The organism is Neobacillus cucumis (assembly GCF_016908975.1).
GTDB classification, from domain to species: Bacteria; Bacillota; Bacilli; order Bacillales; family Cytobacillaceae; genus Neobacillus; species Neobacillus cucumis.
The window spans coordinates 23,177-46,635 of the sequence record NZ_JAFBEX010000033.1; the positions used below are offsets into that span (position 1 = coordinate 23,177).

27 protein-coding genes and 1 pseudogene are annotated in these 23,459 nt (G+C 40.1%); 8 read left to right on the top strand and 20 right to left on the bottom strand.

Annotated features, from left to right (window positions below; genetic code table 11):
• Nucleotides 1-303: 303 nt before the first annotated feature.
• Nucleotides 304-1,314 (bottom strand): LacI family DNA-binding transcriptional regulator, encoded by a 1,011-nt coding sequence (locus JOC76_RS26710; RefSeq protein WP_205181844.1) that lies wholly within the window; start codon nt 1,312-1,314, stop codon nt 304-306.
• 128 nt (nt 1,315-1,442) lie between these two features.
• Nucleotides 1,443-2,492, bottom strand: a complete 1,050-nt coding sequence (locus JOC76_RS26715; protein ID WP_372442016.1) for a Gfo/Idh/MocA family oxidoreductase — start codon at nt 2,490-2,492, stop codon at nt 1,443-1,445.
• A gap of 533 nt (nt 2,493-3,025) precedes the next feature.
• Between JOC76_RS26715 and JOC76_RS26720 the strand changes: the two genes are divergently transcribed.
• On the top strand, nt 3,026-3,862 hold the full coding sequence (locus JOC76_RS26720; RefSeq protein WP_205181846.1) for an AraC family transcriptional regulator: 837 nt from the start codon (nt 3,026-3,028) through the stop codon (nt 3,860-3,862).
• 78 nt (nt 3,863-3,940) lie between these two features.
• Here JOC76_RS26720 and JOC76_RS26725 read toward each other — a convergent pair whose 3' ends face one another.
• From JOC76_RS26725 to JOC76_RS26735, 3 genes are all read right to left on the bottom strand, one after another.
• Nucleotides 3,941-5,359: a sugar porter family MFS transporter gene (locus JOC76_RS26725; RefSeq protein WP_205181847.1), complete on the bottom strand. Its 1,419-nt coding sequence runs from the start codon at nt 5,357-5,359 to the stop codon at nt 3,941-3,943.
• Nucleotides 5,360-5,600: 241 nt separating this feature from the next.
• Nucleotides 5,601-6,482 carry a sugar phosphate isomerase/epimerase family protein gene (locus JOC76_RS26730; protein ID WP_205181848.1) on the bottom strand — a complete coding sequence of 294 codons (882 nt, stop codon included), beginning with the start codon at nt 6,480-6,482 and terminating at the stop codon, nt 5,601-5,603.
• Between the two features lie 15 nt (nt 6,483-6,497).
• Nucleotides 6,498-7,646, bottom strand: a complete 1,149-nt coding sequence (locus tag JOC76_RS26735) for a Gfo/Idh/MocA family protein (RefSeq protein ID WP_205181849.1) — start codon at nt 7,644-7,646, stop codon at nt 6,498-6,500.
• A gap of 287 nt (nt 7,647-7,933) precedes the next feature.
• On the opposite strand from JOC76_RS26735, the gene JOC76_RS26740 reads away from it, so the two are divergent.
• Nucleotides 7,934-8,170 (top strand): helix-turn-helix transcriptional regulator, encoded by a 237-nt coding sequence (locus tag JOC76_RS26740; RefSeq protein ID WP_372442017.1) that lies wholly within the window; start codon nt 7,934-7,936, stop codon nt 8,168-8,170.
• Between the two features lie 14 nt (nt 8,171-8,184).
• The gene (locus JOC76_RS26745; RefSeq protein WP_205181851.1) at nt 8,185-8,361 is read left to right on the top strand and encodes a hypothetical protein; all 177 of its coding nucleotides are present in this window, start codon (nt 8,185-8,187) and stop codon (nt 8,359-8,361) included.
• Between the two features lie 367 nt (nt 8,362-8,728).
• Here the strand turns inward: JOC76_RS26745 and hxlB are convergent, their stop codons facing one another.
• From hxlB to JOC76_RS26760, 3 genes are all read right to left on the bottom strand, one after another.
• Nucleotides 8,729-9,277: a 6-phospho-3-hexuloisomerase gene (gene hxlB, locus JOC76_RS26750; protein ID WP_205181869.1), complete on the bottom strand. Its 549-nt coding sequence runs from the start codon at nt 9,275-9,277 to the stop codon at nt 8,729-8,731.
• Nucleotides 9,277-9,909, bottom strand: a complete 633-nt coding sequence (hxlA, locus tag JOC76_RS26755) for a 3-hexulose-6-phosphate synthase (RefSeq protein ID WP_205181852.1) — start codon at nt 9,907-9,909, stop codon at nt 9,277-9,279. Before hxlA ends, hxlB begins: the two co-directional genes overlap by 1 nt.
• 124 nt (nt 9,910-10,033) lie before the next feature.
• Nucleotides 10,034-11,011 carry a LacI family DNA-binding transcriptional regulator gene (locus JOC76_RS26760; protein WP_205181853.1) on the bottom strand — a complete coding sequence of 326 codons (978 nt, stop codon included), beginning with the start codon at nt 11,009-11,011 and terminating at the stop codon, nt 10,034-10,036.
• A gap of 226 nt (nt 11,012-11,237) precedes the next feature.
• On the opposite strand from JOC76_RS26760, the gene JOC76_RS26765 reads away from it, so the two are divergent.
• The gene (locus JOC76_RS26765; RefSeq protein ID WP_205181854.1) at nt 11,238-11,474 is read left to right on the top strand and encodes a hypothetical protein; all 237 of its coding nucleotides are present in this window, start codon (nt 11,238-11,240) and stop codon (nt 11,472-11,474) included.
• Here the strand turns inward: JOC76_RS26765 and JOC76_RS26770 are convergent.
• The 9 genes from JOC76_RS26770 to JOC76_RS26810 all read right to left on the bottom strand — a co-directional run bounded on the left by JOC76_RS26770 (nt 11,467) and on the right by JOC76_RS26810 (nt 16,755).
• Nucleotides 11,467-11,613, bottom strand: a complete 147-nt coding sequence (locus JOC76_RS26770; protein WP_205181855.1) for a hypothetical protein — start codon at nt 11,611-11,613, stop codon at nt 11,467-11,469. The genes JOC76_RS26765 and JOC76_RS26770 overlap by 8 nt on opposite strands.
• A 96-nt stretch (nt 11,614-11,709) precedes the next feature.
• Entirely contained in the window at nt 11,710-11,943 is a 234-nt protein-coding gene (locus JOC76_RS26775) for a hypothetical protein (protein ID WP_205181856.1), read from the bottom strand.
• A gap of 215 nt (nt 11,944-12,158) precedes the next feature.
• On the bottom strand, nt 12,159-12,380 hold the full coding sequence (locus JOC76_RS26780) for a hypothetical protein (RefSeq protein ID WP_205181857.1): 222 nt from the start codon (nt 12,378-12,380) through the stop codon (nt 12,159-12,161).
• Nucleotides 12,381-12,490: 110 nt separating this feature from the next.
• On the bottom strand, nt 12,491-12,721 hold the full coding sequence (locus JOC76_RS26785; protein WP_205181858.1) for a hypothetical protein: 231 nt from the start codon (nt 12,719-12,721) through the stop codon (nt 12,491-12,493).
• On the bottom strand, nt 12,699-12,926 hold the full coding sequence (locus JOC76_RS26790; RefSeq protein ID WP_205181859.1) for a hypothetical protein: 228 nt from the start codon (nt 12,924-12,926) through the stop codon (nt 12,699-12,701). The genes JOC76_RS26785 and JOC76_RS26790 overlap by 23 nt, the downstream gene beginning before the upstream one ends.
• Before the next feature lie 144 nt (nt 12,927-13,070).
• On the bottom strand, nt 13,071-13,721 hold the full coding sequence (locus tag JOC76_RS26795; RefSeq protein ID WP_205181860.1) for a bifunctional 4-hydroxy-2-oxoglutarate aldolase/2-dehydro-3-deoxy-phosphogluconate aldolase: 651 nt from the start codon (nt 13,719-13,721) through the stop codon (nt 13,071-13,073).
• A gap of 22 nt (nt 13,722-13,743) precedes the next feature.
• Nucleotides 13,744-15,024, bottom strand: a complete 1,281-nt coding sequence (locus tag JOC76_RS26800; RefSeq protein ID WP_205181861.1) for an MFS transporter — start codon at nt 15,022-15,024, stop codon at nt 13,744-13,746.
• Nucleotide 15,025: 1 nt separating this feature from the next.
• Entirely contained in the window at nt 15,026-15,985 is a 960-nt protein-coding gene (locus JOC76_RS26805; RefSeq protein ID WP_205181862.1) for a sugar kinase, read from the bottom strand.
• Nucleotides 15,973-16,755, bottom strand: coding sequence for a sugar phosphate isomerase/epimerase family protein (locus tag JOC76_RS26810; protein WP_205181863.1), 783 nt, complete (start codon nt 16,753-16,755; stop codon nt 15,973-15,975). The genes JOC76_RS26805 and JOC76_RS26810 overlap by 13 nt, the downstream gene beginning before the upstream one ends.
• Nucleotides 16,756-17,079: 324 nt before the next feature.
• Here JOC76_RS26810 and JOC76_RS26815 point away from each other — a divergent pair, with 324 nt between their 5' ends.
• The 3 genes from JOC76_RS26815 (at nt 17,080) to lepB (ending at nt 18,822) form a co-directional block, all read left to right on the top strand.
• Complete coding sequence (locus tag JOC76_RS26815; RefSeq protein ID WP_205181864.1) at nt 17,080-17,505, top strand: MaoC family dehydratase; 426 nt, start codon at nt 17,080-17,082, stop codon at nt 17,503-17,505.
• Nucleotides 17,506-17,573: 68 nt separating this feature from the next.
• The gene (locus JOC76_RS26820; protein ID WP_205181870.1) at nt 17,574-17,912 is read left to right on the top strand and encodes an MmcQ/YjbR family DNA-binding protein; all 339 of its coding nucleotides are present in this window, start codon (nt 17,574-17,576) and stop codon (nt 17,910-17,912) included.
• Nucleotides 17,913-18,261: 349 nt separating this feature from the next.
• Nucleotides 18,262-18,822: a signal peptidase I gene (lepB, locus tag JOC76_RS26825; protein ID WP_205181865.1), complete on the top strand. Its 561-nt coding sequence runs from the start codon at nt 18,262-18,264 to the stop codon at nt 18,820-18,822.
• 147 nt (nt 18,823-18,969) lie between these two features.
• Here the strand turns inward: lepB and JOC76_RS26830 are convergent, their stop codons facing one another.
• The 3 genes from JOC76_RS26830 to hutU are packed head-to-tail and all read right to left on the bottom strand — an operon-like array spanning nt 18,970 to nt 22,924.
• Nucleotides 18,970-19,962 (bottom strand): agmatinase family protein, encoded by a 993-nt coding sequence (locus JOC76_RS26830; RefSeq protein ID WP_205181866.1) that lies wholly within the window; start codon nt 19,960-19,962, stop codon nt 18,970-18,972.
• Nucleotides 19,934-21,229, bottom strand: coding sequence for an imidazolonepropionase (gene hutI / locus JOC76_RS26835; protein WP_205181867.1), 1,296 nt, complete (start codon nt 21,227-21,229; stop codon nt 19,934-19,936). The genes JOC76_RS26830 and hutI overlap by 29 nt, the downstream gene beginning before the upstream one ends.
• Nucleotides 21,230-21,250: 21 nt before the next feature.
• Nucleotides 21,251-22,924: a urocanate hydratase gene (hutU, locus tag JOC76_RS26840; RefSeq protein ID WP_205181868.1), complete on the bottom strand. Its 1,674-nt coding sequence runs from the start codon at nt 22,922-22,924 to the stop codon at nt 21,251-21,253.
• Between the two features lie 386 nt (nt 22,925-23,310).
• Between hutU and JOC76_RS30280 the strand changes: the two are divergent.
• Nucleotides 23,311-23,459: pseudogene (locus tag JOC76_RS30280) on the top strand (IS5/IS1182 family transposase); the annotation flags it as partial.

The window sequence follows — 23,459 nt, forward strand, 5'->3', positions numbered from 1 at the left end:
TTTTAGTCTTCCTGATCCACAAAGCAAGAATTTACGTTTTTCTTTGTCCCGTCACCACTACAGTTAGCGCTTTTCCTTATTTTTTAAAAATTTAGAGTACTGGAATTTGAAATTTTTAAACAGTTAGGATGAACTAATTCAATGATTATTGTATATCAACATGAGCACCAGCCTATTCTCGTAAAATAACAAAGAGAATGGGCTGGTGTATTTTTCATGACCTTTCGTTCTTCTACGAATTGTAATATATCTCCATTCGCCCCTTTTAAATGGATAGTTTTACGGCATTATTATGGAAATATTTTATATTTCGGCTGTATTAAATTTAGCTGTTGATTGTCGAATAATTAATTCCGGAGAAAGTAACAAACGTTCCTTATTCGTCTTTTCCTCCTTCATTTCCCCGATTAACAATTCAACCGCTTTCGCTCCCATTAGTTTAATTGGCTGTGAAACGGTTGTTAACATCGGGGAGGTTGTGGTAGAAAGCACAGTGTTATCAAAACCAACTACCGATAAATCTTGAGGTACGTTTAAACCAAGTTCTTTGGCAGCTTGTAAAACCCCCGCTGCTAATAAATCATTGCATGCAAAAATAGCTGATGGCCTCTCTTTCATTGAGAGAATTTTTTTGCCGCTTTGGTAACCTTTTAGAATGCTTGCTTCTGTTTTTACAATAAAGCCATCCGGTATTTGTAAGTCCGCTTCAAGCATCGCTTCCTTAAATGCATCCATCCGCGCGGTGTTACTGCGAACATTTTCGATGATGATTGCAATTTTTTTGTGACCCAAGGATAGTAAATGGGAAGTTGCTAAATATCCCCCTTTATAGTCATCCACAGTCACAGTATTTACGGATAATTTTGGAATATCTGAAGCTATTAATACCATTGGAAATCCTTTATCCAGCATCTCTTCAAGTAAATCCGGACTTCGGAAAGCTGATGCTACAACAAGACCATCTATCCTTTGACTAGTTAGCAGCGATAAATAGCTCTTCTCTTTTTCAGAATCATTATCCGTATTGCACATCATCACGTTATATCCAAAATCATGACTTCGATCTTCAATACTCCTTGCAACTTCGGCATAAAATGGATTCGTAACATCCGGAACTAGTAAACCAAAAGCTTTTGTTCGTTTTCCCCTTAATGAGGCTGCAGCTACATCGGGAGAATAATTAAGTTTTTTCATTGCTTCCAATACTTTTTTTCTAGTCTGCTCACTAATGCTGCCAGTATGATTGATCACCTTCGAAACAGTTGTTGTCGAAACACCTGCTTCCTGGGCGACACTATGAATGGTTACCTTCATTATAGACCCTTCTTTCCCAGTAACCTTTTTTGTTGTGATTATAACACTTTAAAGCCATGAACATCAGAAAAATAGACAGTGCTGCCCTAAAGCAAACTGTCTATTAATAAAACAACCTATTTATGAAATTAATTAGATGAGGAAATTTTATAAGGTGATTGAACGGTTATCAATTCCCCTGTTTCAAACGACTCCTTACAAGCATAACCAAGAGCTGTTGATAATACTCCATCTTCAACCGTAACATTCGGCTGTCTCTTTTCTCTGACACAGGAAATAAACTCTTCGACCTCACTTAAATAGGCTTGTTCGAATCTCTCTAAAAATCCATCCGAGCATTCCTTTACAGCTCCGGATTCATCAAATACCGTGACCATATTTTTTTCAGGAATGGTTCCAATTCTTAATGTACCTTTTGTACCAATGATTTCTGTTTCAATATGATATCCATGTGCACAGTTACGTCCGGCAATAAAAACGCCCATTTTATTTTTTTCAAATTTCACTAAGGCAGTCCCTGTTTCTGCATCGTTCAAATCCGCTATTTCAGGATACCCATAGGCGCCGCCAATTGCCCAAACTTGTTTAGCTTCAACATTTAAGAACCATCTGGCAAGATCCAAATCATGAATAGCCATATCTAAAAACAAACCGCCACTGTAATTATTTTTTGCAAATTGCATAAATCCATGTATTGCCTTTGCTGGATCAAAACCATAACAGCGAATTAAGTATGGGTCACCAATCTTGCCTTCCTCTATTTTCTTTTTCGCATATGCATAGGACTTGTCATATCTTCTCATAAAACCCAGCATGAATACTTGGTCTTTATGCTTGTTCACGACTTCTTGAACACGCAAAGCTTCCTCCATATATAATCCAAGCGGTTTTTCACTGAATACATGAAAACCCGCTTGGATTGCTTTCTCGATTTGCTCGCAATGAAACCCTGACGGAGAAGCAATAAAGATTGCGTCCAGTTCTTTATTTTTTAGCATTTCATCATAACTGGTATAAGCGTATGGTATATCCCATTCCTTTTGGACTTGTTCAACTTCTTCTGGAATCACACTGCAAACAGCTGATAATTCGCAATTTGGAATACGAAACGCTAAATTCTCTGCATGTTGTTTCCCTAATCTCCCTAATCCTACCATCCCTACCCTAACCTTTTCCATCATAAATCCCCGCCTTTTTTTGAGTTTTCATTAAGTAAAACGTTTTCTTTTTTTCTTAAATATTAGGAATCTATTAAACCAATAAAGCAAAAAAATAATGTAGATTATACCTGAAAAAAATTAAGATATTTTTAGGTAAACGTTAACCCTATTTTTTACGATTATATTATCCTTTAATACTCAAGTCAACATTTTATTTAATAAAAAGAGAAAGAAGAAACTCCTGATTATAAGAGACTTTTTTAAACAAAATTTCCTACAGACAAAATTCTCATTATTTCATAGGAACAAAGTAAACGTTAACCTTATATTCAAAGAATATATTCTAATCTGGTCTTTAATATTTGAATGGCCTTTTCTTATGACTTAACGATTGGTTCCTACTGAACTCCTTTATACATTACACTCTTATCACATTTACTATTATTTATTGCTTTATACTTTTTCTTCTTATTATAATAAAAATACATATAAATCAGGCGATATTACTAAACACTTAATAATATTGCTTTTATTAATTAAAGGAGAGCCCTATGAAAATCATTGAAAAAGGTGTATTGCAAAAATCCGAGATTTTTTTCCATATTCCTAGTGAATTTGCCAAAAAGGCGCTTTACTGTTTGCATGATTCTGGCCTATTCTACTGTGATGATAAATATATCGTGGAAAGAAATATGTACAACAACTTTCTCATCATGTTGATTAGGAAGGGAACCATGACCATTAAATATAGAGATCAGGAATTTCAAGTTAGAAAAAATACACTAGTATTTCTTAATTGCCATGAACCGCATTCGTACTTGGCAAATGAAGATGTATTCTTTGAATGGTTTCATTTTTCAGGCATTGCGTGTCAACCTTATTTTGATTTTCTTTTTGAGAAAAGTGGATGCATTTTTTCAATCGAGAATAATATTGTCATTCCAGAATGCATGGATCAAATTCTCCATATGGCCGAAAAGGGGAATATCAATGAACATTTTGTTTCGATGAGCATCCATAAAATAATGTATGAGTTAAATGAGGTTTCCAATGAATCAACTGATATTCAAGAAAAAATTATCCTCCAAGCGATTGCCTATATTGAAAACCATTTTCATACGGAGATCAATCTAACGGAGCTAGCTCAATACGTCAATTTAACAGCATTTCATTTTTCTCGTGTATTTAAAAAATATACTGGATACTCACCATATGAATACGTCCTTAACTTTCGCATAAACCATGCGAAACAATTGCTTCAGAACACGAATCTATCAATCAAGAAGATCTCACTTACATCAGGATTTAATAGTGATACACACTTTATCACAACCTTTAAAAAGCATACAAACCTAACACCAAAACAGTTTAGGGAAATACAATTCTAGGAACCAACCCGCCTAGACGCCAATAAAAAAATCACTTCAAATTTTGAAGTGATTTTTTTATTGAGCCGATATTTCTTCCTATGAAGCCTTAAAATTATCTTCTATTTGTTCTAATGACAGCCCTTTTGTTTCAGGTAAGTACTTTGCTATAAAAATGACTCCCAAAACACCAAATACTGCGAATATGAAAAAGGTTCCTGATAGGCCAATTCCATTTAAAAGAACAGGGAAGAACATACCTACTAAAAAATTGCATAGCCATAAAAACAATACGGCTATTCCCATCCCCATACCACGTAAACGGGCAGGGAAAATTTCTGATAATGTCAGCCATGTCATCGGACCAATAGCACCTTGAAAGAAGGCTAAATATAGCACGGTCATTGATAATACTACATATGGCAACATTGGCGAACCAGCAAGGGTTAAAGTTGCAATCCCAATAGCTATCAGCGCAATAGTTGCCCCTATTAAGCCGGTAAGAAACATGGTCCGTCTATTCACTTTGTGCATGATGGACATTCCAACAATAACGGCAATCACAGAAATTAAGCCATTTGCTACGTTCCCAATTAAAGCTGTTTTGGTTCCAAAACCAGAGTTTTGTAGTATTTGTGTACCGTAGTACATGATCGAGTTGATCCCTACTAATTGCGATATAGCTCCAATCCCCATACCCAGAATGACAATCCGTCGAACCCAAGGTATCCCCAAATCTTTGAATGTTACTCTCTTTGCTTTTTTCTGTTCTAATAGATGGGCTTTAATGTCATCTAATTCTAGTTCAGCGACATTCTCTTGACGAATCTGTTTAAGTATTCTTAGTGCATCGCCAGTTCTACCTTTAGAGGCTAACCAACGAGGACTTTCAGGTAAAATCACGACTCCAATCCAAAGGGCAATAGCTGGTAATGTAGCAACCACTAACATGTAACGCCATACATGCCCTCCATCTCCAAAAACATTGCCAATGACAGCATTAAATACGTACGCAAGAAACTGTCCCGTCACAATCATTAATTCATTTTGCGTCACTAACCTGCCACGGCGTGCTGAAGGTGACATTTCGGCGAGATAGGATGGAACGACTACAGAAGCGCCGCCGACAGCAAGTCCTAATAGAAAACGGAAAATAACCATTACCGTCGTATTGGGGGCGATGACGCAGCCTAATGCAGAAAACAAGAATAAAATAGCAAGATACATGATGGCCTTGCGGCGTCCCTTATTGTCTGATAATCGTCCACCAAATAATGAACCAAAAGCAGCGCCTAATACTAAAGAACTTGCGACTACACCCTCAGTAAAAGGCGTTAAGTTTAATTGATCAGGTTTCGCCATAAAGGGAAGTGCACCATTTATAACTCCTGTATCATAGCCAAATAAGAGTCCCCCAAAAGTTGATACAATGGTGACTAACTTCAAAAACTTTTCTGGGTCCTTTTTCTTTGCGTGTTCCAGTTGAGCTGATTGATCAGTAACTCTGATACTTTCCATGTTAATATCCCCTTTGCATTAGTTTACATGTTAGTTCAGTTACCTTATGTCTTTAGCAATATTTCAGTCTAGCAATTCTGATCTTAAGAGGTCCAATCACATTCAAGCACTATTGTAATCGCTTACTAAGCATCATAAAAAATAAACTATTTTAGTATTATATTAGGTTTTTCATGATTTGAAAATAGCATTACACTATCATTTTAGAAGCACGAGAGCCTGTCGACCAGGCTCTCCAAGCTTAGCTCATCCCAATTGTTGTTAAGTATTTTCTGGTTCTTGCTGCGATTGGAAAGGGTTTTTCAAAAGGCGCAGGATACATATCCTGTTCAACGATTGCCCAACCGGTAAAGTTAATATCCTCTAATACTTGCACGAAAGCTTTCATATCGACAACACCAAGTTCTGGCTCACACATGATATCCTCACTCACTGCTTTTGCGAAAGACCAACCTTGTACTTGCATTTTTTCTCTTACTTTTAGATCACAGCTTTTCAAGTGAAGATAAGGAATACGCTTGTAATGTTTTTTCATAAACGCAACCGGATCGCCATCAGCGTACGCATGATGACCTGTATCCAAACAGAGATTAATATCCGTGTCATTCAAGAGTCTTTCAATTTGCTCTTCCGTTTCCACATGGCTTTGGGCATGAGGGTGAAAGACTACTTCCAAACCGTAATTTACTTTCGCATGGTCTCGGATTTTGATGATGTTGCTAATAAACTTGTCCCAGTCTGCACCGTTTAAAACTCGCGGTCTTAGTAATTCACCGGTAAAAAGATCGGTATAACAATCATCAATCAAGACAACATATTTGGCACTCTCAAATTTCAGTTGAAGACTAGACATCTCATCCAGCAAACCAATCAGTTCCTCCGTTTTGCGATCGGATGTAAGATCTCCCACAAGGGTTGTGGCAGTCAATTCAAGATTTCTTTTTTCAAGTTCTTCTTTTAATCGATCATATTTATTCGGGAGGTATCCCCAGGGTCCCAATTCAATCCCTGCATATCCGGCCTCTGCCATTTCATTCATACATCTTTCCCATGGTGTCTGTTTTTCATTTTCAGGAAACCATACTCCCCAGGAATCTGGTGCTGTTCCAATTTTGATATTCATATTCTCTCTCCTCCTTTAAATAACCTCTGCCACTTGCTTTTCTACTTCTACCCATTTTCTTTCTGCGGCAGATTCAAGAATAGCGCTTACAGTTCTATCAATTTTATAACCAAACTCAAAATCACACGCGTATGGTTTGCCTTCTGTAATAGCAGAAAGCAGTTCATGTGCCTCTAAAACTTTCATATCATTGTATCCGATTGCAATCCCGGATGCAGGATAGAAAGCATTATATCCTTTATGGTCAGGTCCAAGAAATACATTTCTGAAACCTCGATCAGCACTACTGTCGGACGTAAAGTAGACATTCACTTCGTTCATTCTTTCTAGCGAATAGTAGACTGAACCCTCAGTTCCTTGAATTTCAAATGAAAGATAGTTTTTGCGTCCTGTTGCCACACGACTTGCCCCAATTGTGCCAATTGCTCCATTTTTATATTCTGCAAGAATATTTATCAAGTCATCATTTTCTACTTCTGCAAGTTCCGATGAACCCGCTTGTTTTGGTCTTTTCGGAATAACGATCTTCGATAAAGCATTTACACTTTTGATATCTCCAAGGATAAACTGAGAAACGCTGAGTAGGTGTGAGCCAAGATCGCCAAGTGCACCGCTGCCTGAATGTTTGTTAATGTGACGCCATGTAATCGGCAATGTTGGATCTAGCAATCCATCCTGGTCGTAAGTTCCTGAGAATCTCATGATTTTGCCTAGTTTACCAGAAGAAACCAGTTCCTTAATATAAGCGTTTGCAGGATTCATCACATTGTTGTAACCAACATAATTAACGACTCCCTTTTGCTTAGCAAGTTCGGCTAATTCTTTTGATTGCTCTGCTGTAAGGGTTAGTGGTTTCTCACAGTAAACGTGCTTTCCGTTTTCTAACGCTGCTTTTGCCACCTCATAATGGAAGGCATTTGGTGTAGCAATATCAACCACATCCACATTTTGATCCGTAACAACCTCTTGCCAGCTTTCCACCCATCTTGAATATCCAAGTTTCTCGCACGCAACTTTGGCTGCCTCAATACTTACATCTGCTACCACTTCAAAAACGGGTTTCCCAGCGTCCGGTCCAAATAGCATTAAAGCATTTAAAAATGAATTAGTATGGGCCTTTCCCATCCATCCTGCACCAACAAGTCCTATTCTGATCTCTTTCATCTGTTTCTCTCCCTCTTAAGTTACTATTATTTATTGCTTTCTACACTTTTGATTTTATTACAATAAACACTCAATTACATTAAGTGATATTGCTCACTTACTTAAACATCTTGCTCTTTGTAAGGGCGTTCAAAACTTTATTATGTTTTGAGCGGGAGATCAAATTAAAAAGTGAAAAAGTTCCCGTTTTTACTAGTTGCATCCTCTATGAGAAAAAATTTCAGAGATGCAACTTTTGTATAAGCTATGAAATTATTGTCAATGCTTGAGCTATCAATACAAGGAGAGTGAAAGGATTGAAGTGGTTTGGCATCGGGAAGGAAAGGTCAAAACTGGGGCGATATATTGATCAGCACGGCATTAGTCAAAAGGAGTTAGAGAGATCAGGAGTTAGTAGAGCTACCATCAGCCGTTTATGTTCACATGAAGACCATCAACCAACTATGAGTACAGCCAGAAAAATTATTAATTTTCTTAAAAAACTGGATCCGAATGTGGATTACAATGACTTTTTTGACATGTAGGAGAGTGGTTATCGATGAGCATTGATGAATTAAATAAAATTATTGCTGTTAAAAAGATGGATTTAGAAGAATGTGAACAAGAACTTAATAATCGTTACTACCCTTCTATCGTAAGAATGGCAATGATGAATTACATATCAGTCCTACAAGAACAATTAGATCAATACAATAACGATCATATTAATTTGTAATTTTCCTAAAAATAGAAATTAGATGAGAATATTTTTTATAAAGACTGTGTTAAAGGGTATTGTTGATTTTGGAACGATGTTGATTGGAGCGGAAGGCGCTCGACTCCTCGAAAATGCTATCGCATTTTCTTCGTGCGTGGGCGGATTCGAGGAAGAATCTTCAAAGTCCTGCGGGAGTACGGGGCAGGGGAGACCCCACAGGCGCTTTCAGCGCCGAGGAGGCTCCCCGGCACGCCCGCGGAATGCGAGTGCCTGGAGCGGAAATCAACATCCATGTTTAACACAGCCTTATAAAAGCAAAAAGAGCAGACGATCTTTTCCATTTGCAAACAATCGTCTACTCTCTTTTATTGAATGATTTTTTTAACTACTCTAAATTACTATGCAATTGAAACGCCTTGCTGTTATCCATATCATTTAATTTACCGAAAAGTAAGCATACCGCATCAAATACGATATGAGAACATTGGTCAAATAAAGAACCAAGCGGCTGAATGGTTTGCCGTTCATGTTCCCTGCGGTATTTGGTCGCAGCGGGGACATGGAGAATTTCCGTTGCGGCTGCTCCTAATGGGGACTCAAGATTTGTTGTCACCGCAATCACAGCGCAGCCAAAGGATTTGGTTTTTTCAGCCGTCCACACCACACTCTTGGTTGTTCCTGATCCTGAAATAGCGACTAACAAATCTCCCTCTGCGATAGATGGGGTAATGGTCTCTCCAACCACATAGACAGTTGCCCCTAAATGCATTAATCTCATCGCAAACGATTTTGCCATTAATCCGGAACGGCCCTCTCCGATTACAAAAATCCGCTTCGCTTTTTGCAATTGGCCTGCAATTTCTTGAAGCTGCTCTTCCGCCACTTTACTAAGAACGGTATCAATTTCTTTTAAAATCGTTGATACTACTTTCATCATCTATTCACCCCTGATTGTGAAATAAGTTGTTTAAATTTCGCCGCAGCTTCGGATGGATCCTGGGCTTTTGAGATGGCAGAACCGATAATCACTACATCTGGATTTAGCGTCTCGATTAAATGGCCAATGGAATCGAATGTGATACCTCCCGCGGCAGCAAGTTGAATGGTTGGGTCCTCTCTCCTTGTCCCAAGATGACGTTCACCGGATTCTTCTTGCTGGTCCTTGCTGACATGATCACAAAAGATCGCGTCCTTACATCTCATTAATGCACTCTTTTGTTCATCAGAAGTATTCAATAAATCGATCATCACTTTTTTATTGTATTGCTTTGCTACATCCATGCAGGCTTCAATGGTGACCAGAGGCGATACCCCCATAACGGTGGCCACATCCGCTCCGGCTTGAAAACAAAGTTCAAATTCATAACGGGCATTGTCGATGGTTTTGATATCCGCAACAATCGTTTTATTCGGAAATGCTTCTTTGATCTTCCTTACACTGGTCATTCCAAATTCTTTAATGAGGGAGGTTCCCACTTCAATCCAATCGATGTGCTGCTCCACTTCCCTCGATAATTGAATCGCATCCTCTATTTTCATCCGATCCAATGCAAGTTGTATGTTCATGATTTTTGCTCCTTTTGAATAGATAAATCGATTTACTAAACCGGTTTATGAAAAGATTATACTTTATTTGTAAGCATTTTTCAATAATGGCAGGTGAATCTAGGGGCGTGACAATTTATCGCCCCTACACCATCCGGCTTGGAAAAACAAGCTTTTCCGGTTTTATTTCTTCTTTATTAATCTGCTCAAATAATAATTCCGCTGCCTTTTCTCCCATCTCCGCTGCGGGCTGAATAATAAACGAAAGAGGAGATTCCAGCAAATGGGCATATGGAATATTATCAAAGACAACGAATTCCAAATCCTTGCCAAGCTTAATTCCCTTTTCTTTTAAAAATTCCATAACAATCAAAAAAATACGATCATTTGCTGCAAATAAGGCTGTAGGCTTGTTCTCAGATGAAAAAAGCTTTTCTAGCTTGCTTTTCATTTCCGCTAAACTCGATTCAATGATTAGGTTTGGATTTACTTGCAATCCGGCATCTATTAATGCTTTTTTATATCCTTCCAGCCTGTCCCTCCGGGGGCTGATCGTTAGAGGCTGTACAGTGAAAGCAATGTTCTGATGACCTTTTTCGATAAATTGCTTGATTGCTTTATAAGTGGACGCTTCATTGTCTGTCAGAACAGAGAAAACATCAAGATTTTCTACTTTTCTATCCATAAACACAACTGGGTAGCCGTTCCTTATCATGCTTTCATATAGATCATTATTTTGCCCTGTCGGAAAGATAATGAGGCCATCCACCTGCTTCGCCCGCAGCATTTCAATATATTTCTTCTCTTTATCAGGGTCATCATCCGCGTTACATACGATGGCGTGCAAATCATGTTTTTGACAGAAATCCTCAATTGCATGAATGACCTCCATGGAAAAGTAATGGATACTATTCGCAACGATAATGCCCACCATAGAGGTTCGTTTTTGCTTCAGGCTTCTAGCAAGATAGTTTGGTTGATATCCGAGTTTTTCAATGGCTTCTTCTATTTTTAGTTTGGTCTTCTCGCCCATATATTCAAAACGTTTATTTAAATACTGTGACACTGTGCTTTTCGATACACCTGCCGCTTTCGCAACGTCAGCCATCGTTATATTTTCCATATCGCTCTTCCTCTTTCAACATACCTTGATGCTATCATTTTAGCGATAATACAATTATTTTTCCAGTTAGACGGCAAGTGTTAAGCAGCATTTAAAAAGAAAAGACACTTTCGTCTTTTTCGAAAAGGCTGTGTTAAAAGTCATTGTTGATTTTGTAACGATGTTGATTGGAGTGGATGGTGTGAGACCTCTCGGGAGTTAGGGGCAGGGGAGAGCCGCAGTCGCGATGGAGCTGAGGACACCCCTTGAATTTTCCCAGCTGGACCTGTCCGAATTACCTTATATTCGGACAGGTCTTGGCTTTTTCCAGTCAAGTCCACTTAATTGTGTAAAAGTGTCAACAATGATTATTAACTATTTAGAACAACTTAGCGTAGTGAACTATAATTTACTTCGGACAGCTTCGTATGATTTTTGGCTTGAGCTGTCCGAATTTGGCCTAACATCAGACAGCTCTATGTGATTTCTGGCTTGAGCTGTCCGAACTTTGCTAGACTTCGGACAACTCCGTATGATTTTTGGTTTGAGCTGTCCGAACTTGGCTTAACTTCGGACAACTCCGCATGATTTCCGGCTTGAGCTGTCCGAACTTGACCTAACATCAGACAGCTCTACGTGATTTCTGGCTTGAGCTGTCCGAACTTGGCTTAACTTCGGACAGCTCTGCGTGATTTCTGGCTTGAGCTGTCCGAACTTGGCTAGACTTCGGACAATTCCGTATGATTTCTGGCTTGAGCTGTCCGAACTTGACTAGACTTCGGACTGCTCCGTATGATTTTTGGCTTAAGCTGTCCGAACTTGACTAGACTTCGGACAGCTCCGTATGATTTTTGGCTTGAACTGTCCGAACTTGGCCTAACATCAGACAGCTCTACGTGATTTCTGGCTTGAGCTGTCCGAACTTGGATAGACTTCGGACAACTCCGCATCATTTTTGGCTTGTGCTGTCCGAACTTGGCTAGACTTCGGACAACTCCGCATCATTTTTGGCTTGTGCTGTCCGAACTTGGCTAGACTTCGGACAACTCCGCATGATCTCTGGCTTGAGCTGTCCGAACTTGGCTAGACTTCGGACAACTCCGCATGATCTCTGGCTTGAGCTGTCCGAACTTGGCTAGACTTCGGACAGCTCCGTATGATTTTTGGCTTAAGTTGTCCGAACTTGGCTTAACTTCGGACAACTCCGCATGATTTCCGGCTTGATCTGTCCGAACTTGGCTAGACTTCGGACAGCTCCGTATGATTTTTGGCTTAAGTTGTCCGAACTTGGCTTAACTTCGGACAACTTAAGCATGATTTCCGGCTTGAGCTGTCCGAACTTGGCTAGACTTCGGACTGCTCCGTATGATTTTTGGCTTGAGCTGTCCAAACTTGGCTAGACTTCGGACAACTCCGCATGATCTCTGACCTGAGCTGTCCGAACTTAGCTTAACATTAGACAGCTCTACGTGATTTCTGGCTTGAGCTGTCCGAACTTGGCTAGACTTCGGACAGCTCCGTATCATTATTGGCTTGAGCTGTCCGAACTTGGCTAGACTTCGGACAGCTCCGTATGATTTTTGGCTTGAGCTGTCCGAACTTGGCTAGACTTCGGACAACTCCGCATGATCTTTGGCTTGAGCTGTCCGAACTTGGCCTAACATCAGACAGCTCTACGTGATTTCCGGCTTGAACTGTCCGAACTTGGCTAGACTTCGGACAGCTCCGCATAATTTCTGGCTTGAGCTGTCCGAACTTGGCTAGACTTCGGACAGCTCCGTATGATTTTTGGCTTGAGCTGCCCGAACTTGGCTAGACTTCGGACAGCTCCGTATGATTTTTGGCTTAAGCTGTCCGAACTTGGCTTAACTTCGGACAGCTCTGCGTGATTTTCCAGCTGGACCTGTCCGAAGCACCCTGCATTCGGACAGCCCATGTTTTTTTTTCAACCCGCTCTATCCGAACAACCTTTGCATTCGGTTCCCCGGCACGACCTCGGAAAGCGAGCGCCTGTAGCGGAAATCAACATCCATGTTTAACACAGCCTTAGAAAAAAAGGTATCTCCTCCTTTATCTATGTTTAATTGTAAACCAGCCCATTTCGGACGGATTGAATCCCTTCCATTAGCTTTTTCGCATTTTGGGTTACTTCTGCTAAATACGCATCAGTTAATACTCGTCTTGGATCAACCAATGAACTGCCCAATCCCACAGCTACTACACCTGCTCGAATATAATCCAATGCATTTTCCAAGTTAATGCCTCCTGTTGGCATAAGTGGAATATGCGGCAGTGGCCCCGCTATATTTTTAAAATAACTTGGGCCCACATTACTTGCGGGGAATACTTTAATTGCATCAGCACCGTGTTCATAAGCATTCAGAATTTCAGTCGGGGTAAACGCTCCAGGAACACTGATGACTCCATAACGCTTCGTCATTTGAATCGTTTTCTCATTAACGGTTGGTGAGAAAATAAACTTTGATCCAGCTATGATCGCAGCTCTTGCTGTCTCAGCATCCAAAACCGTTCCGGCACCAACTAAAATATCATCCCCAAACACGTCTGCTGCTTTTTCAATAAGCGACAGCGCCTTCGGTGTTTCCATCGTAATTTCAAGAGCGGTGACTCCGCCTTCTTTCAGCGCTTCCGCCATTGGAATAATAGTCTCCAGCGTCGCACCGCGAACAACGGCGACAACGGCACGTTTCTTAATTTCTTCTACTCCCATTTTAAAAACTCCCTTAATATTTTTATGCACTTACTTTCACAGAAGACGATTGACTATCCTTTTTCGCAGCTTTTACCGCCCAGATGGTTAATAGAGCTGATAAAAATAGCGAACCTGCCATGAAGATGTAAGAAGCACCAAAGCCTCCTGTCGCTCCATTCAAATACCCAACTATATAAGAACCGACAAACGAGCCTAAAGCACCCATACTGTTAATAAGCGCCATCGCTCCTCCTGCAACATTACGAGGCAGAATTTCAGGAATGATGGCAAAGAACGGACCGTACGGAGCATACATGGCACCACCGGCAATGACGAGCAGAATAAAAGAAAGCCAGAAATGATTCGTTCCAATGGCATAGGAGATATAAAAAGCAACTGCACCAATTAACAGGAATGGCCAAACAAAGGCATTTCGGTTTAGGGTTTTATCAGAAAAATAAGAAGCAACCAGCATTAAAATTACTGCTAAAACATAAGGGACGGACGATAACCAGCCTGTGCTGACAATATCCATATTTGGCGCTGCTTTAATAATGGTTGGCAGCCACATGACAAAGCCATAAACCCCAATGCTCCATAAAAAATACTGGGCGCTTAATAAAATAACAGGCTTTGATCGGAATGCTTCGCCATAATTCTTAACCTCTTTTAAGCCTGCTTGTTCTTTTTCTAATTGTTGTTCAAAATCAAGTTTTTCTTGTTCTGTTAACCAGTTTGCATCCTTCGGTTTATCATCAACTATTTTCCACCAAATGAATGCCCAAACGACTGCTGGAAGACCCTCTATAATAAACATCCATCTCCAGCCAAAGGAATTAAGCAAGTAACCTGAGATAATTGACATCCATAATACAGTTGCCGGATTTCCTAAAATTAAGAATGTATTCGCACGGGACCGTTCTTGCTTTGTAAACCAGTGGCTTAAGAACACAAGCATCGCCGGCATAACCGCACTTTCCACAACACCAAGGGCAAAACGAAACACAAATAATAAGTTAATATTGGTAATAAGACCGGTAGCTGAAGCTAAACAACCCCATAAAATCAATGACCAGAAAATTAGCTTTTTCGCACTCTTTTTTTCCGCATAGCTGGCTCCAGGTACTTGGAAAAAGAAATAGCCTAAGAAGAAAAGGGAACCAAGCAATGATGAAGTACCCGGTGTGATGTGCAGGTCCTTCGCAAGTCCTGCTGCTGCACCAAATCCATAGTTCGCACGGTCGAGATAAGCAAGACTGTAAGTGATGAAAGCGATTGGAATAAGGCGCATCCATCTTTGTTTGGCAATGGTTTGTTTCATGTTACTTCACTCCCTGTAAGTTATTTTCTATATATTTTAATAACGCTTCTTTAGTCGGGTAGCCGTCGTTGTCCCCAGGTGCTTGAACGGCTAATGCTCCGATGGCGTTTCCTCTTAAAACCGCATCCTTTATGGAAAGGTTTTCAATTAATCCGCTAATGACCCCTACCGCAAAACCGTCTCCCGCACCTACTGTATCGATGACTTCTTTCACCTCAAAACCAGAAACGGTCCCTTCCTCATTTAACGTTTTATAGAAGGCTCCTTCTTCCCCCAACTTAATAACCACAAGCTTAACACCCATTTCCAAATAAAATGAAGCAATATCCCGAGGATTTTTAAAGCCGGTTAAGATCTCGCCCTCTGAAATTCCCGGAAAAACATAATCAGCTTGGAAAGCAACAGTATTGATTTGTTCCACCATTTCTTCTTGAGATGTCCAAAGAGAGGGACGTAAATTCGGATCAAACGAAACGGATCGCCCATTCTTTTTCATAAAGGATAAGGCATGTTTCGCGTATGCTCTTGCTTGTTCCGAAAGGGCTAATGGAATTCCTGTCATATGCAGGTGGCTTGCTGCTTTAAAATACCCTTCATTGAAATCATCAATACAGAGATGGCTTGCGGCAGACCCTTTGCGAAAATATTGTACTTCAGGATCGCCTTCAATCACTTTTGATTTCAACTGGAACCCAGTTGGATAATGATCAGCAACCAGAACGCTCTCGATGTCAACGTTTTCATTTTTGAGGCGTTCGATAATGAACGTCCCAAAAGCATCCCTTCCCACTTTACTCACCCAGCCGGACCGAAGGCCAAGCCTCGTAAGCCCGATGGCAACATTTGTTTCCGCACCGGCAAGTTCCCTTGTGAATTGATTCACCTCATGTAAGGAGCCAGGCTGATTAGCCATAAACATCGCCATTGCTTCCCCAAAGGTAATAACATCTAATGATTGCATGATGTGACCTCTCTTTCTATCATTGGTTCTGTAACAAAACGAATATATTGTTTTGTTTTCTCTTTTGGTTCAATGGGAAATTCCAGTGCTTTCACGGTTTCAGCAGAAAGGTTCTGCATGACCTGTTTCCAACTGAGATTTCCTTCCATTTGAAGTGGAACTGTGACAAGCTCACCATTTTGCCTTTCGACTTGTTTTAAATGAAGATACATGACATAGGTTCCAAGCTCTCTCAATGCCTCTTCTACATCCTGTTTAGCATAATACCAGTTCCCCGTATCAAACGTCATCTTAACCGGAATGGCCTGATGGGCAACGCTTTCAAAAAAGGACTTTAATTGCCGGACATTCCCGCCATATAGGGTTTGGTCATTTTCTACTAGCAATTGGATTTCTTGCGGCTGCTGAGTAAGAAAAGCATGGAGATCTAGAAGATGGGACTCCTCCTTCTTAAAATTCCCTAGCGACACCTTAATCCATTTAGCTCCTAGTATCATACCTTCCTGAAAAACTTCTGTTAAGCATTCTGTATTTAATTGGAAATCGTCTTTCCAACACTCAATTGGAGCGGAGTAGACAGTGAAAAGACCGTATTGCTCGATTTCACTTCTAATCTGTTCGAGCTGATGATACTCTTCCTGCAGCAATTCCCGGCGGATCTCCACTCCAAAGGCGCCGGATTGAGCAATCAATTTAATGAAGGATACCTGCCCTTTCTCTAATACTTCGAATCGATCAAACGCATTTAACGGGACAATCACGTTGTTCATATGGATGACCCTTTCCTTGATGTAATATAACTAAACCAACCTAATAAATCGATTTAGTAAACCGGTTTAGTTGTATTATAAACCCGATGTAAGCGTTTTTCAAGAAAAACTTTTCTTCTTACCTTACTAATTTTTATTACTCGATATGTTAGCTGTAAGATCCTTCTGGCGGCTGCCCTGATAATAGAATTGGAAACGTGGTATTGAAGTAACTGGGTGATTTGTGCAATAAGGCTTTGAAACTTCCACTTATGAATAAGTGGGTGCTAAAATAAACATGGACAACAACAACAACGACTACAACAACAAAATAGAGGTGTAAGAATGAAGTTAGATGAGTTTGCAATTGGACAGGTGTTTCAAACTAAATCATTAAAATTAACAAAAGGAGATATTATGAGGTTTGCAGGTGAATTTGACCCTCAATATATGCATTTGGATGAGGAAAAAGCAATTCAGGGAAGGTTTGATGGAATTATTGCTTCTGGTATACATACGTTAGCCATTTCTTTTAAACTTTGGGTTGAAGAAGGTTTATACGGTGAGGATGTCATTGCTGGAACACGGATGAATAATATTAAATTTATTAAACCCGTGTATCCTGAAGATGAATTGTATATCAATGTTGAAGTAATTGATAAGAAAGCAACTAAAGATGAAACAGGTATCCTTACTGTATCGTTATCTACTTTTAATGATAGAGATGAAAAAGTTTTTGAGGGCGACCTGTCCGTATTGATAAAGCGATAAAGAATAATCGAATGCTTCTCACCAATTTAAGAAACGATCATACTTCGATATTTAAGGAGTGGTAAAAAATAAAAACGAGAGAGGAAGCTATTAATTTCTGTTTGAATTTAGAAAAAACATATGAAGATTATCCATTTAAAGATAAGAATTGGACATTAATGCGACATAAAGAAAGCAAGAAAGTCTTTGCCTGGATTTTCAATAGAGATGAACATATTTGGATTAATCTGAAGTGTGAGGCAGGTTGGTTGGACTTCTATCGTCATAATTACACTTCAATAGTTCCTGCTTTCCATCTTAATAAAGAACATTGGAATTCTCTTATTCTAGATGGTACCATTCCAGAGGAAGTTATATCCGACCTGATTAGACGAAGCTATAATTTAACGAAACAAAAAATAAGTTGAGGTAGTTATCTCCTTCTAATTGATAAACTTAAAGAATAATGATTTGATTTTCAAAGGTTTGCTTCTTCGCATACCTTTTATTATCTGTACGTTTTAAGTTTGTGAAAGAATTTACTTAAGCAAACGGGGGCTTTACTTCAAGAGGGAATGCTGCGGCAATCCTTTTTTCTTCTTGCGCTAATGGAGTTTAGTTGGAAGAAGTGACTATACTATAATGGAGTTACATATTTCAAATTGGTGAAAAAAAATAATTCATTTTGGTTCTTAATTGCGTTTTGGTTTAGTTAAGAACTTTGTTTTCCCGATTATCTTTGGTTGTTTCAACATTTTTAGAGGGGGCTATGTGTAATTGGAAAAGAGTAAATCTGAAATTCTTAGTTGGATAAAAGCTATTGGAATAGCAGTTATTATTGCAATCATTATAAGGACTTTTCTTATTAGTAATTATGTGGTTGATGGTCCATCAATGATGCCTACATTACAGAACAACAACCGACTAATCGTGAATAAGCTTGTTTATGATCTTGGTCAGCCTCATTATGGTGACATAATCATATTTCATGCAACACCAACTCAAGATTTCGTTAAACGTGTAATTGGACTTCCTGGTGATACTATTGTTTATAAAAATGATCAATTATACCGTAATGGTACAAAAGTTCCCGAGCCTTACTTAAATGTCTATAAAAAAGAGTTAACCTCTGGACAGTTTACAGATGACTTTTCGCTTATGGGATTAACTGGAAAGTTAAAAGTACCTAAAGGAAAGTTATGGGTTATGGGAGATAATAGACCAATTAGTGAGGACAGTAGAATGATTGGTTTTATTGATGAGAAGAAAGTAGTAGGAAAAGTTAGCCTTCGATATTACCCTTTCACAGAGATTAAATATTTTAATAATAAGTCCTGACCTATTATTAAAATAACGGGGGATTGAAAAAGCCGAATTTCCTTTTTATGACTAGGATGATCGGCCTTCCCACCCCTCTGGTAAAAATCGCCCATATTTGCTTTAGCTAATAAAGGATGAAGAACCATACATCCTTTACAATTATCCTTACCGCAGCATAACGCCGGTAAGGAAGGTTAAAAATACATGCGTACCAAGTTTAACTGTCGGCTGTACCTGAAAATCCTTTAATGGATCCAGACAGACGATGTCCATTGCCTTGACCTTTGGATGGCGCCCCGCTGTTAGTACCCCTTCCAGCAGTTCTGATGATGTCATGCCTCCCGGTGTTGAAGCTGGCACCCCTGGAGCATAAGCAATATCAAGTACATCCATATCAACCGTTAAATAGATTGTATCCACTTTCGAAGCTAATTCTTCTAAACTTTGGAGAACCGTTTCTTTAATCCCTTTCTTCCTTACCTTACCAAGTGTTATATAGTTAACAGCATGTTCATCGGCATATTTTTTTAGATCCTTTGTATTAAAAAATCCGTGAAGACCAATATTGTACATATCGCTGCCACGGACGATTCCACTTTCAATCAAATTCCGCATCGGTGTGCCGTTGGAAGGTCCATTATCTGTCATATCCCTTAGATCAAAGTGTGTATCAAACTGCAGGATACCAATTCTTTCATTTGGCTTGGCCTGATGAAGCCCTTTTACCATCATTGCCGTAATGGAATGGTCTCCTCCAATCGCGCAAATCGTAGATGTTTGGAAATGGTGATAAAGGGACGCAGATGCCTCGATGATATTATCATGGCATTTTTTTATATCTGTTACATGCATCGGAACATCCCCGACATCAAGTGCCGTCCTATCCGATAAGTCCATATCCTCATCAAGATTATACGTAGAGAAGCCTTTCCATGCACGTCTGAAAAAGTCTGGAAATTCAGACGCACCTGACGCACTGATGGATGACCGTGAAAGCGGGACGCCGACTACGACGAAGTCAGTAGTTTTACCTTTCTCAGGATCGCTTTCGTTTGTTATTGGCTGAATCCATTCATGCACTTTTGACACCACACCAGATTCCGGTCTTACCCATGTAAAACTGGGAGGATTAATTTTTGGAAATAGATAGCTCTTCAACTAATTTTCCTCCTCTTACCACAACCCGACCGTTTTTCACAACGGTATCCGTATGATTCACGCCATAGGAATATTGAAGCCTCATATAATTTCCTACATTAAAAATAGTGATGTCACCCTTTTTACCAACTTCTAAACTGCCAATCTCTTTCCCGCGGTTGATAGCATTTGCTGCATTAATGGTTGCAGCCGTGATTACTTCAGCAGGAGTCATGCCCATCTTCATACAGCCTAGATTCATAATAAATGGCAAAGATACCGTTGGGGATGAGCCTGGGTTACAATCGGTGGAAAGTGCCACTGGTACTCCTAAATCAATCATTTTTCTTCCATTTGCGGACTCAGCCATTAAGAAATAAGCCGTTCCAGGGAGTAATACAGCGACAACGCCTTTTTCAGCCATTGCCCTCATACCTTGTTCTGAAGCTTTTAAGAGGTGATCAGCTGAAATGGCACCAATTTCTGCAGCAAGTTCCGCCCCTTGATAGGGCTCAATTTCATCAGCATGGATTTTTGGAATCAAACCGTACCTTTTGCCAGCTTCGAGAATTCGTTTGGATTGCTCCGGTGTGAAAACGCCATGTTCACAGAAGACATCATTAAATTCCGCTAAGCCGAGTTTTGCTACCTCTGGAATCATTTTGTTAATAAGAAGATCGATGAACGCCTCCGGATTTTCCTTATATTCTTTTGGTACTGCATGAGCGCCCATAAAGGTTGGAACCACGTCAATTACATGCCTCTCATTTAGGTCCCTCGCTACCTCAAGCTGTTTTAATTCCGTTTCCCACTCCATCCCGTAGCCGCTTTTCACTTCAACTGTTGTCACACCATGAAGGAGAAATTGATTTAATCGTTCAAAGCTTTCATTAAAGAGTTCCTCTTTTGTTGCGGCCTTAGTTGCTCTTGTTGTAGCGTGGATTCCACCGCCGCCATTCATGATCTCCATATAGGTAGCACCTTGGAGCCGCATATTAAACTCATTTTCCCTGCTGCCCGCAAAAACGAGATGTGTATGTGGATCGACAAGCCCTGGTGTCACGAGTTTTCCGCTTGCATCGATTATTTGTGCTTCATGAAGACACCCTTTATACTGTGCAACAAGATCTTCATCCTTTCCAACAGCCTGGATGACTCCGTCTTCGATCCAAACACTTCCATTCTCAATAATGGCAAGCTCAGACATCGCTTCCTTCACTCGGGGAGCATGAGCGCTCCCCTGTAAAGTAACGAGCTGAGAAGCATTTCTAATAAAAAGTGCAGTCATTTGCTTCTCATCCTCTCCATTTTAATCTTGTGGCAACATTGGCATTTTGATGCCTTTTTCTTTTGCCGTTTTGATTGCTAACTCATAGCCTGCATCTGCGTGACGAACAACGCCCATTCCCGGATCAGTTGTTAATACTCTTTGCAAGCGGATTTCTGCTTCCTTCGTACCATCAGCAACAATAACCATGCCGGAGTGTTGAGAATAACCCATCCCTACGCCCCCGCCGTGGTGAAGAGAAACCCAGCTCGCACCGCCGACAGCATTGATCATGGCATTGAGGATTGGCCAGTCAGAAACGGCATCACTGCCATCTTTCATTGCTTCGGTTTCGCGGTTTGGTGAGGCAACAGAACCTGCATCCAGGTGGTCACGGCCGATTACAATTGGCGCGGAAACTTCACCTGAAGCAACCAGATCGTTAATCACTTTGCCGAAGCGGGCACGGTCACCGTATCCTAACCAGCAAATACGGGCAGGAAGTCCTTGGAACGCGATTCTTTCCTGTGCCATTTTTACCCATTTACAAAGATGCTCATCATCTTTAAACTCTCGGAGTAAAGCTTCATCAATTTTACGGATATCTTCAGGGTCACCCGATAAGGCGGCCCAACGGAATGGACCTTTCCCTTCACAGAACAATGGACGAATATACGCCGGAACGAAGCCAGGGAAATCAAAGGCATTCTCTACACCTTCATCCTTAGCAACCTGACGGATGTTGTTACCATAGTCAAATGTAACGGCACCTTTTTGTTGCATGGTTAACATGGCTTTTACATGCGCTGCCATGCTTTGTTTTGAAAGTTGAACATACTTAACAGGGTCTGCTTTTCTTAATTCTGCAGCTTCCTTCAAAGAATAGCCTGCTGGTACATATCCATTCAACGGATCGTGAGCAGAAGTCTGATCTGTTAATACATCAGGGGTGAAGCCCCTTTCGATCATGAGTGGTAAAATTTCAGCTGCGTTTCCTAATAGACCAATAGATAATCCTTTTCCTTCTTTTTTAGCCTCAAACGCCCATTTAAGCGCATCATCTAAATTATGTGTTTTTACATCAAGATAGCGAGTTTCAATCCTGCGATCAATTCTTGTTTCATCTACATCAATCGCAATACATACACCATCATTCATGGTTACCGCTAAAGGTTGGGCACCGCCCATGCCGCCCAGTCCTGCAGTTAATGTAATGGTTTGTTTTAAGGATCCGCCGAATTCCTGTCGGGCAAGCTCAGCAAATGTTTCGTACGTTCCCTGGACAATCCCCTGGCTTCCGATATAAATCCAGCTTCCGGCAGTCATTTGTCCGTACATCATTAGGCCTTTTTTATCAAGCTCGTGGAAATGCTCCCAATTCGCCCATGCAGGAACTAAGTTTGAGTTAGCAAGTAAGACACGTGGTGCGTCTTTATGAGATTTCCAAATAGCAACTGGTTTACCAGATTGAATCAAGAGCGTTTCATCTTCTTCTAATTCTAAAAGCGATTTAATAATGGCATCGAAAGACTCCCAGTTACGAGCTGCCTTGCCAATCCCACCGTAAACCACTAAGTCTTCCGGTCTTTCGGCCACTTCTTGATCAAGATTATTTAACAGCATACGAAGGGCTGCCTCCTGAATCCAGCCCTTAGCGTGTAATTCAGACCCTTTGTAGTTTTTAATTAGTCTCTTTCCAACTGTATTCGCTTCCATCAAATTCACTCTCCTAGAATTTAAGTTTTCTATACTTGTAATTCTAAGATGTCAGTCTTTTTAAATAAATCATCCTGAGAATAGAAAAGTGATAATTTTCTTTGAAATTGATGCTTATCCTATAAATTAGAATGGTAAAAAAGATAATTTTATTAGAAAATTAGCATTTTCTTTGTTTTTCATCAATAGCTCTGTTAAATTTGATTGTTGATTTCCGCTCCAGGCACTCAGCGAACCCGCGAGCGTGCCGGGGAGCCTCCTCGGCGCTTAGAGAGAGGGCACTGAAAAAGTCCACATTTTAAGCAGTGGAAAGGTAGATTTTATCGACCTTTCCACTGCTTTTTTGTTTTATAATAAAATTATTAAATTTTACGGGTGGTATTCAGATGATTTCCGATCAAGAATCTTTTACTCTTAGTCCATATATAGCAATTTACGAGCTTGTTGTCCCACAAGAAAATATGCTTCGACAAATTAAAGAATTAGTGGATTTTTCGTTCATTCTTGAAGAATTAAAAACGAAATATTGCCTAGA

Excerpts from the sequence above, each read along its gene's own strand:
- JOC76_RS26710 (WP_205181844.1), bottom strand. The coding sequence starts at position 1,314 with ATGAAGGTAACCATTCATAGTGTCGCCCAGGAAGCAGGTGTTTCGACA.
- JOC76_RS26715 (WP_372442016.1), bottom strand. The coding sequence starts at position 2,492 with ATGGAAAAGGTTAGGGTAGGGATGGTAGGATTAGGGAGATTAGGGAAA.
- JOC76_RS26720 (WP_205181846.1), top strand. The coding sequence starts at position 3,026 with ATGAAAATCATTGAAAAAGGTGTATTGCAAAAATCCGAGATTTTTTTC.
- JOC76_RS26725 (WP_205181847.1), bottom strand. The coding sequence starts at position 5,359 with ATGGAAAGTATCAGAGTTACTGATCAATCAGCTCAACTGGAACACGCA.
- JOC76_RS26730 (WP_205181848.1), bottom strand. The coding sequence starts at position 6,482 with ATGAATATCAAAATTGGAACAGCACCAGATTCCTGGGGAGTATGGTTT.
- JOC76_RS26735 (WP_205181849.1), bottom strand. The coding sequence starts at position 7,646 with ATGAAAGAGATCAGAATAGGACTTGTTGGTGCAGGATGGATGGGAAAG.
- JOC76_RS26745 (WP_205181851.1), top strand. The coding sequence starts at position 8,185 with ATGAGCATTGATGAATTAAATAAAATTATTGCTGTTAAAAAGATGGAT.
- hxlB (WP_205181869.1), bottom strand. The coding sequence starts at position 9,277 with ATGAAAGTAGTATCAACGATTTTAAAAGAAATTGATACCGTTCTTAGT.
- hxlA (WP_205181852.1), bottom strand. The coding sequence starts at position 9,909 with ATGAACATACAACTTGCATTGGATCGGATGAAAATAGAGGATGCGATT.
- JOC76_RS26760 (WP_205181853.1), bottom strand. The coding sequence starts at position 11,011 with ATGGAAAATATAACGATGGCTGACGTTGCGAAAGCGGCAGGTGTATCG.
- JOC76_RS26765 (WP_205181854.1), top strand. The coding sequence starts at position 11,238 with ATGGAGCTGAGGACACCCCTTGAATTTTCCCAGCTGGACCTGTCCGAA.
- JOC76_RS26770 (WP_205181855.1), bottom strand. The coding sequence starts at position 11,613 with ATGTTAGGTCAAGTTCGGACAGCTCAAGCCGGAAATCATGCGGAGTTG.
- JOC76_RS26775 (WP_205181856.1), bottom strand. The coding sequence starts at position 11,943 with ATGATGCGGAGTTGTCCGAAGTCTATCCAAGTTCGGACAGCTCAAGCC.
- JOC76_RS26785 (WP_205181858.1), bottom strand. The coding sequence starts at position 12,721 with ATGCGGAGCTGTCCGAAGTCTAGCCAAGTTCGGACAGTTCAAGCCGGA.
- JOC76_RS26790 (WP_205181859.1), bottom strand. The coding sequence starts at position 12,926 with ATGGGCTGTCCGAATGCAGGGTGCTTCGGACAGGTCCAGCTGGAAAAT.
- JOC76_RS26795 (WP_205181860.1), bottom strand. The coding sequence starts at position 13,721 with ATGGGAGTAGAAGAAATTAAGAAACGTGCCGTTGTCGCCGTTGTTCGC.
- JOC76_RS26800 (WP_205181861.1), bottom strand. The coding sequence starts at position 15,024 with ATGAAACAAACCATTGCCAAACAAAGATGGATGCGCCTTATTCCAATC.
- JOC76_RS26805 (WP_205181862.1), bottom strand. The coding sequence starts at position 15,985 with ATGCAATCATTAGATGTTATTACCTTTGGGGAAGCAATGGCGATGTTT.
- JOC76_RS26810 (WP_205181863.1), bottom strand. The coding sequence starts at position 16,755 with ATGAACAACGTGATTGTCCCGTTAAATGCGTTTGATCGATTCGAAGTA.
- JOC76_RS26815 (WP_205181864.1), top strand. The coding sequence starts at position 17,080 with ATGAAGTTAGATGAGTTTGCAATTGGACAGGTGTTTCAAACTAAATCA.
- hutI (WP_205181867.1), bottom strand. The coding sequence starts at position 21,229 with ATGACTGCACTTTTTATTAGAAATGCTTCTCAGCTCGTTACTTTACAG.
- hutU (WP_205181868.1), bottom strand. The coding sequence starts at position 22,924 with ATGGAAGCGAATACAGTTGGAAAGAGACTAATTAAAAACTACAAAGGG.